The following is a 13,097-nucleotide window of genomic DNA, read 5'->3' on the forward strand; positions in this document are numbered from 1 at the left end:
GGGCCATGCTGGCGCTCTCCCGGGGCGAGGAGGTGTCCGCGGCCTGGATGGTGGCGGCGGCGCTCGGCTCGTACGCCATCGGTTATCGCTTCTACTCGCGGTTCATCGCGCACCGGGCGCTGGGCGTCGACAAGCGGCGGGCCACTCCGGCCGAGCGGCTGAACGACGGGCTCGACTATCACCCCACCGACCGGCGGGTGCTGCTGGGCCATCACTTCGCCGGCATCTCGGGCGCCGGCCCGCTGGTGGGCCCGGTACTGGCGGCCCAGATGGGCTATCTGCCGGGCACCATCTGGATCGTGGTCGGGGTCATCTTCGCCGGCGCGGTGCAGGACATGGTGGTGCTGTTCGCCTCCACCCGGCGGGACGGCAAGTCGCTGGGGCAGATCGCGCGGGAGGAGATCGGCCCGGTGGGCGGGGTCGCGGCGGTGATCGCGATCTTCACCATCATGATCATTCTGCTGGCGGTGCTGGCGCTGGTGGTCCTGAACGCGCTCGCCGAATCCGCCTGGGGCACCTTCTCGGTCGGGATGACGATTCCGATCGCGCTGTTCATGGGCTTCTATCTGCGGTATCTGCGGCCGGGAAAGGTCGCCGAGGTGACCGCCATCGGCGTCTCGCTGCTGCTGTTCGTCATCGTGGCCGGCCGCTGGGTGGCGAATTCCTCGCTCGGCGAGACCTTCACGCTGGAGCCGAGCACTCTGGTGATCTGGCTGGCGGTGTACGGATTCGCCGCCTCCGTCGTCCCGGTGTGGCTGCTGCTGGTGCCGCGTGACTATCTGTCGACCTTTATGAAGATCGGCACGATCGGGCTGCTGGCGGCGGCCATTGTGATCACCCTGCCGGGCCTGAAGATGGACGCGGTCACGGACTTCGCGACCAATGGCCAGGGCCCGGTGTTCGCCGGCTCGCTGTTCCCGTTCGTGTTCATCACCATCGCCTGCGGGGCGCTCTCCGGATTCCACGCGCTCATCTCCTCGGGCACCACCCCGAAGATGATTCAGAAAGAGACCCAGGTACGGACCATCGGCTACGGCGCGATGCTGATGGAATCCTCGGTGGCGGTCATGGCGATCACCGCGGCCTGCGTGCTCGATCCGGGCATCTATTTCGCGATGAACGCCCCGCCGGCGGTGATCGGGGACACCGTTCAATCGGCGTCCGAGATCATCACCTCCTGGGGATTCACCATCACCCCGGACCAATTGGCGGCGGCGGCCGAATCGGTGGAGGAAGGCTCACTGCTCTCCAGGACCGGCGGCGCGCCGACCCTGGCGCTCGGCCTGGCCGCGATTCTCGCCGACATTCTCGGCGGCGACGCGATGATGTCCTTCTGGTATCACTTCGCGATCATGTTTGAGGCGCTGTTCATTCTGACCGCGATCGACGCCGGCACCCGGGTGGGCCGCTTCATCCTCCAGGACGCCATCGGCGGCGCGCACCCGAAGCTGGCGAAGTTCCGTTCCACCCACTGGTGGCCGGGGATCTGGATCACCGGCGCGCTGGTGGTGGGGCTGTGGGGCGGTCTGCTGTGGATCGGGGTGCACGATCCGCTGGGCGGCATCAACACGCTCTTCCCGGTCTTCGGCATCGCCAACCAGCTCCTGGCCGCGGTCGCCCTGGCGATCTGTACGGTGCTGCTGGTGAAGGCCGGCCGGGTGCGCTACGCGTGGGTGACCGGGGTGCCGCTGGCGTGGATCTCGGTGGTGACGCTGACCGCCAGCTGGCAGAAGGTGTTCTCCGGGGACCCGACGGTGGGCTTCTGGGCCCGCCGCACCCAGTACCGGGACGGCATCGCGGCCGGTGAACTGCTGCCCGGCGCCAAGAACATGTCCGATATGCAGACCATCGTGAACAACGCCACCATCACCGCGGCCATCACCGGCCTGCTGGCGCTGCTGGTCCTGGTGGTCTTCGCCGACGCCGCCCGGATGATCACCAAGTCGCTGCGCGACCCGGGCTCCGTCACCCTCCAGGAGTCGCCCTTCGTGGAGTCCCGGCTGATCGCCCCGGCCGGACTGATCGCCACCAAGGAGGAGAAGGCCGAACTGGTGGCCGCCGGGCTCGGCCCGGACGGCGGCATCCCGGCACCCAGGGACGGCGAGAGCGGCGACGAGCGCACCCCCCAAGGGGCGCGCGAATGACCGGGGACGGCGGGGCGGCCGGCACCGCCACCGGGACTGCCGGGACTGCCGGGGCTGCCACCGGGACTGCCGGGGTGGCCGTGGTGGCACGCACCGCCGCCCGCCGGGCCGGCCGCTGGCTGCGCTGGTACGTACGAGAGGTCACCGGCGAGAGCGCGTACGACCGCTACACGGCCCGCGCCCGGACCCAGGACCCGGCGGTACGGGTGCTGACCCGGCGCGAGTTCGAGCGGATGCGGATGGACGCCCGCGAGGCCGATCCGCAGGGCGGCGCCCGCTGCTGCTGACTGTCGGAGCCACCCCGCACACTGGGCGGTATGAACATCACGATCAGGGCCGCGGCGGCCGGCGAACTGGTGGCGACCGGTGAGCTGACCGCCGAGGTCTATCTCAGCGGCGGCCTGCTCACCTACGGGGCCGCCGACCCCTACCTGGAGGTGCTGCGGAACACCGCGCACCGGGCCGCCCACGCCCAGTTGCTGGTGGCCGCCGACTCGGACGGCACCCTGCTCGGCTCGGTCACCTATGTGCCGGACGGCGGCGAGTACGCCGATGTCGCCGCCGGGCCCGAGGAGGGCGAGTTCCGGATGCTGGCGGTCCGGGACGAGGCGCGCGGCCGGGGCGTCGGCGAGGCACTGGTGCGGGAGTGTCTGCGTCGGGCGCGCCACACCGGGAAACGGCGTGTCGTCATCTGTAGCCAGTCGCAAATGCACACAGCGCACAGACTCTACGAGCGGCTGGGCTTCGTTCGGGCCCCGGAGCGCGACTGGGAGCCGATACCGGGGATCACTCTTCAGGCGTTCGCATGTGAGCTGTGACCGTAAGTATGACGACGAACACTACATATGGGGGTGCTCGCTTCTCGCGACACTAGATGTATGCTCATGCTCGCTGTCGCCGCAGGGGAATCCGGTGCGATTCCGGAACTGTCCCGCAACGGTATGTGATGGGCTGATTTCGTGCTGTCCATCATGAGTCCGAACACCTGCCGTCAGTATCGAGAACGTCCGGGCCTCGTGGGTTGGGCCGGCGGACGCTGCGCGGTATACGACACGTGGCCCTTTGCCTTACCACACGTATGCCCGCATGCGCCCGTCGTGCGTAACCCCGGAGGTTTCCCTGCGATATGAGGGAGAGCATCGCGTGACCATCGCACCCGTCGCCCCCGCGGAGCCGGCTTCAGCCGAACTGCTGCGCACCGTGAGCGACCTCACCGCCGATCTGCCCGCCGTCGACCCCTCGCGGGTCACCGCGGCCGTGATCCGCGGCCGGCAGGCCGACTCCGACGCGGCCGAACTCCGCTCGCTCGCCATCGAGGCCGCCGCCGGCCTCATCGGCGAGGAGCCCGAGTACTCGCGGCTGGCCGCCCGATTGCTCACCCTCGCCGTGCGCGAGGAAGCCGCCGGGCAGGGCGCGGTCACCTTCTCCGACTCCATCGCCACCGGCCACCGCGAGGGCCTGATCGCCGACAGCACCGCCGAGTTCGTCGCCCTGCACGCGCGGCGGCTGAACGCCCTGGTGGAGCAGGCCATCACCGACGGTGCGGATGACCGGTTCGGCTACTTCGGGCTGCGCACCGTCGAGTCCCGCTATCTGCTGCGCCACCCCATCACCCGCAAGGTGATCGAGACCCCGCAGCACTTCCTGCTGCGGGTCGCCTGCGGACTCGCCGAGGACCGCTCCGAGCGCGCCCTGGAAGAGGTGGCGCGGCTGTACGGGCTGACCAGCTCGCTCGCCTACCTGCCGTCCTCCCCCACCCTGTTCAACTCCGGAACCCGGCACCCGCAGATGTCCTCCTGCTATCTGCTGGACTCCCCGCTGGACGAACTCGACTCCATCTACGAGCGCTACCACCAGGTGGCCCGGCTCTCCAAGCACGCGGGCGGCATCGGCCTGTCCTACTCCCGGATCCGGGCCCGCGGCTCACTCATCCGGGGCACCAACGGCAAGTCCAACGGCATCGTGCCGTTCCTGCGCACCCTGGACTCCTCGGTCGCCGCCGTCAACCAGGGCGGCCGGCGCAAGGGCGCGGCCTGCGTCTACCTGGAGAGCTGGCACGCCGACCTGGAGGAGTTCCTGGAGCTGCGGGACAACACCGGCGAGGAGGCGCGCCGTACCCACAACCTGAACCTGGCGCACTGGATCCCGGACGAGTTCATGCGCCGGGTGGAGGCGGACGCCGAATGGTCGCTGTTCTCGCCCTCCGAGGTGCCCGAACTGGTCGACCTGTGGGGCGAGAAGTTCGACGCCGCCTACCGCAGGGCGGAGGCCGAGGGCCGCGCCGCCAAGACGGTGCCCGCCCGGCAGCTGTACGCGCGGATGATGCGGACCCTGGCGCAGACCGGCAACGGCTGGATGACGTTCAAGGACGCCTCGAACCGTACCGCCAACCAGACGGCGGAGCCCGGCTCGATCGTGCACTCCTCCAACCTGTGCACCGAGATCATCGAGGTGACGGACGACGGCGAGACCGCCGTGTGCAACCTCGGCTCCATCAACCTCGCCGCGCACCTGGGCGCGGACGGTGACATGGACTGGGAGCGGATCGACGCCACCGTGCGCACCGCCGTGACCTTCCTGGACCGGGTGGTGGACATCAACTTCTACCCGACGAAGGAAGCCGCCGCCTCCAACAACCGCTGGCGGCCGGTCGGCCTGGGCCTGATGGGGTTGCAGGACGTCTTCTTCCGGCTGCGGCTGCCGTTCGACTCCCCCGAGGCGAAGGCGCTGTCCACCCGGATCTCCGAGCGGATCATGCTGGCGGCGTACGAGACCTCCGCCGATCTGGCGGAGCGGCACGGCCCGTTCGAGAACTGGGAGAAGACCCGCACGGCGCGCGGGGTGCTGCACCCCGACCACTACGCCGACGCCCAGGTGACCTGGCCGGAGCGCTGGGAGGCGCTGCGGACCCGGATCGCGGGCAGCGGGATGCGCAACTCGCTGCTGCTGGCCATCGCGCCGACCGCCACCATCGCCTCGATCGCCGGGGTGTACGAGTGCATCGAGCCGCAGGTGTCCAACCTCTTCAAGCGCGAGACGCTGAGCGGTGAGTTCCTCCAGGTCAACACCTACCTGGTGGAAGACCTCAAGCGGCTGGGGCTGTGGACGGAGGCCACCCGGGCGGCGCTGCGTGAGGCGAACGGCTCCATCGAGGGCATCGCGGCACTGCCCGCCGAGGTGCGCGACCTGTACCGCACCGCGTGGGAGCTGCCGCAGCGCGCGCTGATCGACATGGCGGCGGCCCGTACCCCCTTCATCGACCAGGCGCAGTCGCTCAACCTGTTCATGGCGTCGCCCACCATCGGCAAGCTCAGCTCGATGTACGCGTACGCCTGGAAGAGCGGCCTGAAGACCACCTACTACCTGCGGTCGCGCCCGGCCACCCGCATCGCGGCGTCGGCGAGGGGCGGCGCGGCGACGGCATCCGCGACCATCCCCGTACAGCAGCAGGCGCCCGCGTCCGCGGCGCCCGCGGCGCCCGTGGCGGAGGCCGACGCCGTCGCCTGCTCCCTGGAGAACCCCGAGTCCTGCGAGGCATGCCAGTAATGACCACCGAGACACCGAAGCCGAACGCGACGAAGAACCTGCTCGACCCGGGCTTCGAACTGACCCTGCGCCCGATGCGCTACCCGGACTTCTACGAGCGGTACCGGGACGCCATCAAGAACACCTGGACGGTGGAGGAGGTCGACCTCCACTCGGACGTCGCGGACCTGGCGAAGCTCTCGCCCGGCGAGCAGCACATGATCGGCCGGCTGGTGGCGTTCTTCGCCACGGGCGACTCGATCGTGGCCAACAACCTGGTGCTCACGCTCTACAAGCACATCAACTCCCCCGAGGCGCGGCTGTACCTGTCGCGGCAGCTGTTCGAGGAGGCGGTGCATGTCCAGTTCTATCTGACGCTGCTGGACACGTACCTGCCCAACCCGGACGACCGGGCGGAGGCGTTCGCGGCGGTCGAGAACATCCCGTCGATCCGGGAGAAGGCGCAGTTCTGCTTCCGGTGGATGGACTCGGTGGAGAACATCGACCGCCTGGAGACGAAGGCGGACCGGCGGCGCTTCCTGCTGAACCTCATCTGCTTCGCGGCGTGCATCGAGGGGCTGTTCTTCTACGGGGCGTTCGCGTACGTCTACTGGTTCCGCTCGCGGGGCCTGCTGCACGGTCTGGCGACCGGCACCAACTGGGTGTTCCGCGACGAGACCATGCACATGAACTTCGCGTTCGAGGTCGTCGACACCGTGCGCGAGGAGGAGCCCGAGCTCTTCGACGAGGAGCTGGAGCAGCAGGTCACCGACATGCTGAAGGAGGCCGTCGAGGCGGAACTCCAGTTCGCGCGGGACCTGTGCGGGGACGGCCTGCCGGGTATGAACACCGAGTCCATGCGTCAGTACCTGGAGTGCGTGGCCGACCAGCGGCTGCTGCGGCTGGGGATCAAGCCGGTGTTCGGCTCGGAGAACCCCTTCGCGTTCATGGAGCTCCAGGACGTCCAGGAACTCACCAACTTCTTCGAACGCCGCGCGTCCGCCTACCAGGTGGCGGTCGAGGGGAACGTGTCGTTCGACGACGACTTCTGATCCGAAGTACGGCGAGAGAACGCGCCGCCGCCCGGCTGGGGAAAGCCGGGCGGCGGCGCTTTTCGTATACAAGAGGCCGTCTGGCGTTAATTGATCGCTCAATCAGAACCGGGTTTGTGCCCTCCCCGACCGCTCAGCAGGATGACGCACCGTCACAGAACGAGCGCGAGCCGACGAGGAGCACCCCGATCATGACCATCTCGTGGCACATCAGCAGCTACAGCAGCACCGGCAACAACTGCCTGGAACACGCCCCCCTGCCCACCGGCCTCCAAGCCATCCGCGACACCAAGACCCGAGCCTGCGCCACCCTGCTGCTGCCGGCGGCGGCCTGGCAATCCTTCATCACGGCCACCCGCACCAACTCCTTACGCCCCCGGGGACGCTGAAACCGACCGCCGCCGAAGGAGGAACCAGCCCACCAGACCAACAAGAACCACACCGGCACCGCCGCCGAGAGCCCAGGGCAGCGAGTTGCTGTCGTCGCTGGTGTCGGCGGCTTGGGCCTCGGGCCCGGGAGCGGGCTCGGTGTCGTTGTCGGGGTCGGGGTCGGGCGTTGCTTCAGTTTCGGGGGTGGGTGCGGGTGTGGCGGGCGGGTTGAGTGCGGCTTCCCAGTCCCGGAAGATCGGTGGGCTGTCCGGGTCCCCCGGGTCACCTTCGCCATCGATGATGACCCGGTCGGGCCGGACCATGCCGTATCCGGTGTAGTCATCCCGCCGCTGATCGTCGGGCCGCTCGGCGGTGTTGAGCATCACCCGCAGCACCTGGTTCTTGGTCCAGTCCGGATGCTGCGACCAGATCAGCGCGGCGGAGGCCGAGGCCAGAGCGGTGGCGGAACTCGTGCCGCCTTCCTCCCAAAGGCAGGCGGGGCCCGACAGCCCCTCGCAGTAACCCGGGACATCGTTTCCAGGTGCCGACAAAGTAACTTGCGGTCCATAGGTGGAGTAAGCAGTCCATTTCCCACTGCTATCCACCGCCGCGACTCCAACTACTCCCTTATGCGACGCGGGATAACCCGCAGAATTATCACCGTCTCCCTCATTTCCTGTAGCAGCGAAGAGGAGAACGTCATTCCTGGCCGCAACAGCCCTCGCCTCAGCAGTCGCCGCCTCGACCAGCCCGCTATCGGTGTTCCCGAAGGACATGTTGATGATGTGAGCGCCCTCATCAACTGCATACTGGATAGCCGCTGCCACTACCTCTTCATGACCGAAATCCAGACTCTCGATGTCAATCCGAACGGGCAGAATTTCAACACCCGGAGCGAGTCCTGGGATTCCCCCAGCGACGCCCGTTCCCGCGATGAGGGCCGCCATGGCAGTGCCGTGGCCTTCGTCATCAATGTGGGCGCCTTGAGGGCTCCTCGTGAGGTCGGTTCCTTCGAGGACTTGTCCTTCGAGTTCGGGGAGTGAGTTGTCGACGCCGGTGTCGATGACGGCGATGGTGATGCCTTCGCCTGTGGTGTGTTGCCAGATTTCCTGGACGCGGAGGGTGTCGAAATACCAGGGGTTTTGTGGGGTGTTGGCTGCGTGGGCGGTGGTGGGTGTGCCGGCAAGGATCGCGGTGAGGGCAAGGGTGGTGGCGAGGGCCCGGGGGGTGGGGGTCATGGGTGCCTGTCGTCCTTGTCCTCGTTCTTGTTTTTCTTTTTCTTGTTGCCGGTCTTCTTGGTCTGGCCGGGGAGGCCGATGACGCCGGTGGGTTTGGGCAGGGCCCGTCTGCGTTTGGTGGGTCCGGTGGTGCGTCCGTCGACGGTGGCCTTGCCGTAGGTTCCGCGCGGTGTTGCGGGCTGGTCTTTCTTGGAGGGGGTGAGACGGGAGTTGGTGGGGTTCATGCCGGGCTGGATCACCCCGCCCGGCGGGATCCGTGATGCCACGGTCGGCTTCGCGTTGGGTACGGGTTTCCCGCCGAGGAGGCCGTAGTTGTTCCCCCGCCCCCACGGGTTGCCCCCACCCGGGCCGGTGCCACCACCGGTGCCAGGGCCGGTCATGGGAGGACGGCCGACCGGCGGCTGCCCGGTACCGGCAGGCCGGCCTGCCACAGGAGCCTGCGAACCCGGCCCGGAAGGCGTACCGGACGGCCCCCGTACCGGCGGCACCTGACCACCGCCGCCACGCCCCGCTCCGGTCCGGTCCGGCGAGGACCAGCCCGGCAGCGGACCCGCCACCGGCGGCTGCACCGGACCACCACCCGGCACCACCGGCCGATCCACCACCGGGGCAGAAGGAGACTGCACCGCCGGGACAGGGGGAGCCGCACCATTCGGCCTCACCCCCACCGAATCCAACGACGTCCCCACACCACCACCCGCTGCCACGCCGCTGGGAGGCGCCGCCGGACGTGGCTCGGTCACAGAAACGTCGCCAATCGGGGCTGGACTCCCAGAAACCTGTGGTGCGTCCGGAGCAGTACTTGCTCCTCCGCCCAAGGGAATTGACTGTGGCCTACCGCCCGCCTCACTCCCCCCCGCTGCCGAAGGCGAGGGCCGGTGAGAGCCCGAGGGCCCCCAAGAGTCCCCGCCCTCCAACGGCGTAAAGGTCGGTTCCGGCGCCGTCTGGATGACCGTGGCCTCCCACCGGTACACGGAGCCGAGACGACTGATAACGCCGGCGGCTTCCGAACGCAACTGCTCAGCCTCGAAAAAGGTCGGGCCGATATCGGTGCGGAAGGATTCCTGTGCGGCGATCTCCGGGGTCGTCGTCAAGATGTTCTGAGGGACCGGCGGCATCGAGGACTTGGCTTCCCGCAGTGCCGCGCCCGCCTGTTTGATGGAGCCCCCCACGCGGTTGGCGTAGGTCTTGAGATCCTCGGAGTCCTGTTTGAAGCGAGCGACCCATTCCCGCAGGACCGTGGCCGTTTGGCCCTCCCACTCCAGTAGCCGCATCTGATGTGCCACCGCCGCGCCCACCTGCGCGACGGCCCGCGCCACTTCTTCCAGTGTGTCGCCCCGCTCAATCAGCATGTCAGGATTCGCGCTGTCCAGCAGCGCCACCAGTTCCGCATGCGACTTCGACCACAAGTCCTCAGTCATCGACCGCCCCTCCCCATACCAGGACAGGATACTTACCGCTTGCTGCGGTAACTCAAGGGGTTGCTACCGTGTGTATCCGAACGCCAACCATCGGGGGAGGGTCATGTCCGCATCCGAAGAGTCCGTCTCGACCCGGCTGAACAGCACCGTGGTCCCGGACGGCGAGACCTTGCAGGACTGGGATCAGCCGCAGGCGGATCTGGTCGTGGATCCCGAGGAGTTGCGGGCCATCGGTGAGGACGCACACGCCCTGTCCCGCATTCTGAGGGTGGGCCCCCAGGCTTCCGGCTCGACGTATTCCGCCGCCGCGTCGTTGAACACGGACGGCTTCACCACCGGCGCCGCGTTGCAGCACGCCATGGCGCGATTCTTCCGGCAGTCGAAGAATCTGTACGACGACTGCGTGAGCATCGCGGATCACCTCGCCGACACCAGCACCGCGCACGCGGGCCTTGAGCAGGAGATCACAGCCCAGCTCCACTCGGCGACGCAGGCCATCGGCTATCAGGGCACTCCCTCGATCGTGGCTCTCGCCAACCAAGAGATCCAGCCGACCGAGATCGTCGGTGTATGGGGCGGGGAGGACGGTTCCGATGCCCGGGTATGAGCAGCTGTACAACTTCGACTTCGGTGCGCTGGATGCCTCGATCGAGGACTGGCGTCAGACGAAGGGCGACCTGGACGAGTTGGCCGCCGAGGCGGCCCAGGGCCTGATGTCCAAGATCCAGGGTTCCAGCTGGAAGGGGGAGAACGCCACCGTCAGCAGGGTGTTCGCCATCCGCACCGGTTCGCAGTTCGAGTACGCGTACGAACAGGCGGAGGCCGTCCATACGATTCTCACGGAGTTCCGTGAGAAGCAGCGAGGCCACCAGACGTCTCTTCAGGAGCTGGCGCTGGAGGCACAGCAACAAGGGCTGTACATCCGGTCGGACGGCATGGTGATCGAACGGCCGGACGCACCGTACACCGACGCGGGACTGGACCGGCAGGGTCCGCTGTTCGGGTCCGTGGACTCGGATCGGCAGGCGGACATCGACCATTTCGCCGCTCGGATCCGTGACGTTCTGGGCCGGTCCGCCGAGGCGGATGAAACGGCGGCCAGGGCGCTGCGCGAGAACGCCGGCGAGGAGCGTGACCATTTCGCGCCGGTCACCGCCGCCGACCTGCTCGACGCCGAACGGGCCCAGGGCATCGCGGACGCCCAGGAATACCTGGAGCTCGTCGAGGCCGAGGCGTACAACACGCAGGAGGGCATCGACCGCCTCAACGAGCTGGCGGCGGCCCAGAAGAACAACGAGTACTTCGCTACCTACCTCGCCACCGGTCTCGGTGCGGAGGGAACGCTGGAGTTCTGGGCGGATGTGCTGGACGGCCCGGAATCCAGTGAAGTGACCGACGCCTACCGGGAGTCGGCGCTCCAGCTCCGCGAGAACCTGGGCGTGACGTTCGGCACGGCGTCGAACAGTGATCGCAACGGCATGGACGCGTGGCGGAACGACATGATCGCGCTGGGATCCCAGCAGATCGATGCGGGTGCCGGCTGGAATCCCTACGGATTCCAGATCATGAGCGATCTGATGACACATGGCGAGTACAACGAGGACTGGCTGGTCGCATACGGCATCGCCCTGGTCGACGCCGAGCAGGAACTGTCCTTCGACGCCGCAGGGCAGTTCTGGGCCAACACGGCGCCCGTCGACCGGTACCGCCGCGTCATCGGTGACGAATACCAGCCGGACCCGATGACGGGATTCATGCGGGCCCTCGCCAACAACCCGGACGCGGCGACCGCCTTTGTTATGAGCGAGGCACCCGATCCGGACCCGGCGACCGCCACTGATCCGCAGGAGACGGGGGACGACAGCGAGGAGCAGCAGGACTACATCGGCTACATCCTGAGCGAGCGGAACAACCTCCCGGGCGAGGCCAGTCACGCGCTGTACGAGGAGACCGGGAACGCCTTGTTCGCCGCCGCCACCGGCATGAACCCGCACGACCCGGGCGCCGTGTACGTAAAGCACACCGCCGAACACAACGCGGCACGGGACCGGATTCTTGAGCTCGGGTCCGCCCTTGGCGACGATTTCCCGCCGGAGTACCGAACTCCCGTGGCGAAGATGCTGGTCAATCACGGGGATGCGGTCATCGACACGGCCGGAACCCAATGGGAACACCCGCCCCTTGATGAGCGCCATCTGTCCAATGTGGCTACCCAGATCTCCCGCGACCAGGAATCCTACGGGTATCTCAACGAGGGGATTAATTACCTTCTTGTCGACTCATTCCAGGACACTGAGACCAGCACAGGCCAGGAGCTGAGCCCCAGCGACACTCTCGATCGCGCGGGCCAGACTCTTGGCTTCCTTGAGCAGGCAAGATACGACGCACTGGCCGGGGCGAGATCGGACGAGGAATCACAAGCGGTCTGGGATGCCCGTTGGCAGTATCACGCGGTCGGTTCGGTCGCGAATTTCATCCCGGAGGTGGGCGATGTGGTGCAACGCGGGGTCGACGTCTACACGCAGGCGTGGCTTGACGATGAGATGAACAGGATCGGCGAGGAGTATTCCGAGAAGGAGTACGATCTTTCAAAGTCCAGGAAGAGTCAACTGGGAGCCCTGTCCGACGCGTGGTACGAAGTGCATCGCGATTGGGCCGACTCGACGCCTGGATACGATACGGAACTCGGACGCAGAACACGGATTGCCGCAGACGCAGTGCTGGGTGGAGATTCCAAATAACCCCGACCGAATGGGGAAAATGAGGGCGAGAGTACATGAAGATATTTTCCCGAACGCCCCTGTGCATGATTCTTGGCTCTGCCGTACTTCTCTTCGGGTGCAGCGGGAAGCCGCCGGAAAAGAACTACACGGTCCCTGACAATGCCTGCGGAATCCCAGTGGATCAAGTGGCCTTCAAAAGTCTTCTTCCCCCGGGGGAGGAATATGCCGAAGACATGGACGAATCCATCGAGGGGGTGCACATGTGCACGGTCATCGTTGATTCAAAAGCGACCGCCTATTTCGATATATATATGCTGTCGCAGCTTGAATCCCCTCGCAGGCCGGACAAGTGGACCCCTTTTCTCAAGGAAGTAAATATCGAGGGGGAATCCCTCGTATGGGAGAAGGGTGCCGGGATTTCCTTCCAGTGCCTGGCGGACGATGCCAGCATCTACGCTTTCCCCAGAGTCTCCATACGTTTCTCCGATGCGCCGATTCCGGACGAGGAAGAACGCCGGGACGCCGTCGAAGCGTTCGCCCGCAGCTACGTCGAAGGGGTCAAGGAGTACGAGCAGTGTGACTACACCTGAGGGGCGGACCGGAGATCCGGTCCACCCCTCGTGGG

The 13,097-nt window shown here is 67.1% G+C and carries 11 protein-coding genes and 1 riboswitch; of the genes, 9 read left to right on the plus strand and 2 right to left on the minus strand.

Going from position 1 to position 13,097, the window contains the following annotated elements; all coding sequences use genetic code 11:
• Nucleotides 1-5: 5 nt before the first annotated feature.
• From AC5WRL_RS09955 to AC5WRL_RS09980, 6 genes are all read left to right on the plus strand, one after another.
• A complete protein-coding gene (locus AC5WRL_RS09955) occupies nt 6-2,144 on the plus strand; it encodes a carbon starvation CstA family protein (protein ID WP_496088442.1) in 2,139 nt (712 codons plus the stop codon).
• Nucleotides 2,141-2,431, plus strand: coding sequence for a YbdD/YjiX family protein (locus AC5WRL_RS09960; RefSeq protein WP_496088033.1), 291 nt, complete (start codon nt 2,141-2,143; stop codon nt 2,429-2,431). The genes AC5WRL_RS09955 and AC5WRL_RS09960 overlap by 4 nt, the downstream gene beginning before the upstream one ends.
• 30 nt (nt 2,432-2,461) lie before the next feature.
• Nucleotides 2,462-2,962 carry a GNAT family N-acetyltransferase gene (locus AC5WRL_RS09965; RefSeq protein ID WP_496088034.1) on the plus strand — a complete coding sequence of 167 codons (501 nt, stop codon included), beginning with the start codon at nt 2,462-2,464 and terminating at the stop codon, nt 2,960-2,962.
• 50 nt (nt 2,963-3,012) lie between these two features.
• A riboswitch (cobalamin riboswitch) is annotated at nt 3,013-3,151 on the plus strand.
• Between the two features lie 79 nt (nt 3,152-3,230).
• Nucleotides 3,231-5,690 carry a ribonucleoside-diphosphate reductase subunit alpha gene (locus AC5WRL_RS09970; protein ID WP_496088035.1) on the plus strand — a complete coding sequence of 820 codons (2,460 nt, stop codon included), beginning with the start codon at nt 3,231-3,233 and terminating at the stop codon, nt 5,688-5,690.
• A complete protein-coding gene (locus tag AC5WRL_RS09975; protein WP_496088036.1) occupies nt 5,690-6,721 on the plus strand; it encodes a ribonucleotide-diphosphate reductase subunit beta in 1,032 nt (343 codons plus the stop codon). Before AC5WRL_RS09970 ends, AC5WRL_RS09975 begins: the two co-directional genes overlap by 1 nt.
• A gap of 191 nt (nt 6,722-6,912) precedes the next feature.
• Nucleotides 6,913-7,110: a DUF397 domain-containing protein gene (locus AC5WRL_RS09980; RefSeq protein WP_496088037.1), complete on the plus strand. Its 198-nt coding sequence runs from the start codon at nt 6,913-6,915 to the stop codon at nt 7,108-7,110.
• Here AC5WRL_RS09980 and AC5WRL_RS09985 read toward each other — a convergent pair.
• Together AC5WRL_RS09985 and AC5WRL_RS09990 are read right to left on the minus strand one after the other, a co-directional pair.
• Nucleotides 7,090-8,328, minus strand: a complete 1,239-nt coding sequence (locus AC5WRL_RS09985; protein WP_496088038.1) for a S8 family serine peptidase — start codon at nt 8,326-8,328, stop codon at nt 7,090-7,092. The genes AC5WRL_RS09980 and AC5WRL_RS09985 overlap by 21 nt on opposite strands.
• On the minus strand, nt 8,325-9,749 hold the full coding sequence (locus AC5WRL_RS09990) for a WXG100 family type VII secretion target (RefSeq protein WP_496088039.1): 1,425 nt from the start codon (nt 9,747-9,749) through the stop codon (nt 8,325-8,327). Before AC5WRL_RS09990 ends, AC5WRL_RS09985 begins: the two co-directional genes overlap by 4 nt.
• 103 nt (nt 9,750-9,852) lie before the next feature.
• Between AC5WRL_RS09990 and AC5WRL_RS09995 the strand changes: the two genes are divergently transcribed.
• Genes AC5WRL_RS09995 through AC5WRL_RS10005 form a run of 3 tightly spaced genes read left to right on the plus strand, consistent with a single transcriptional unit; the run spans nt 9,853 to nt 13,062 of the window.
• Nucleotides 9,853-10,356 (plus strand): hypothetical protein, encoded by a 504-nt coding sequence (locus AC5WRL_RS09995; RefSeq protein WP_496088040.1) that lies wholly within the window; start codon nt 9,853-9,855, stop codon nt 10,354-10,356.
• The gene (locus AC5WRL_RS10000) at nt 10,343-12,490 is read left to right on the plus strand and encodes a hypothetical protein (protein WP_496088041.1); all 2,148 of its coding nucleotides are present in this window, start codon (nt 10,343-10,345) and stop codon (nt 12,488-12,490) included. The genes AC5WRL_RS09995 and AC5WRL_RS10000 overlap by 14 nt, the downstream gene beginning before the upstream one ends.
• 35 nt (nt 12,491-12,525) lie before the next feature.
• Entirely contained in the window at nt 12,526-13,062 is a 537-nt protein-coding gene (locus AC5WRL_RS10005; RefSeq protein WP_496088042.1) for a hypothetical protein, read from the plus strand.
• Nucleotides 13,063-13,097: the final 35 nt, after the last annotated feature.

It is taken from the genome of Streptomyces sp. NTD107 (assembly GCF_059510435.1).

Bases quoted from the DNA above. Each gene is read 5' to 3' on its own strand.
- AC5WRL_RS09955 (WP_496088442.1), top strand. From the start codon at position 6: ATGCTGGCGCTCTCCCGGGGCGAGGAGGTGTCCGCGGCCTGGATGGTG.
- AC5WRL_RS09960 (WP_496088033.1), top strand. From the start codon at position 2,141: ATGACCGGGGACGGCGGGGCGGCCGGCACCGCCACCGGGACTGCCGGG.
- AC5WRL_RS09965 (WP_496088034.1), top strand. From the start codon at position 2,462: ATGAACATCACGATCAGGGCCGCGGCGGCCGGCGAACTGGTGGCGACC.
- AC5WRL_RS09970 (WP_496088035.1), top strand. From the start codon at position 3,231: ATGCGCCCGTCGTGCGTAACCCCGGAGGTTTCCCTGCGATATGAGGGA.
- AC5WRL_RS09975 (WP_496088036.1), top strand. From the start codon at position 5,690: ATGACCACCGAGACACCGAAGCCGAACGCGACGAAGAACCTGCTCGAC.
- AC5WRL_RS09980 (WP_496088037.1), top strand. From the start codon at position 6,913: ATGACCATCTCGTGGCACATCAGCAGCTACAGCAGCACCGGCAACAAC.
- AC5WRL_RS09985 (WP_496088038.1), bottom strand. From the start codon at position 8,328: ATGACCCCCACCCCCCGGGCCCTCGCCACCACCCTTGCCCTCACCGCG.
- AC5WRL_RS09990 (WP_496088039.1), bottom strand. From the start codon at position 9,749: ATGACTGAGGACTTGTGGTCGAAGTCGCATGCGGAACTGGTGGCGCTG.
- AC5WRL_RS09995 (WP_496088040.1), top strand. From the start codon at position 9,853: ATGTCCGCATCCGAAGAGTCCGTCTCGACCCGGCTGAACAGCACCGTG.
- AC5WRL_RS10000 (WP_496088041.1), top strand. From the start codon at position 10,343: ATGCCCGGGTATGAGCAGCTGTACAACTTCGACTTCGGTGCGCTGGAT.
- AC5WRL_RS10005 (WP_496088042.1), top strand. From the start codon at position 12,526: ATGAAGATATTTTCCCGAACGCCCCTGTGCATGATTCTTGGCTCTGCC.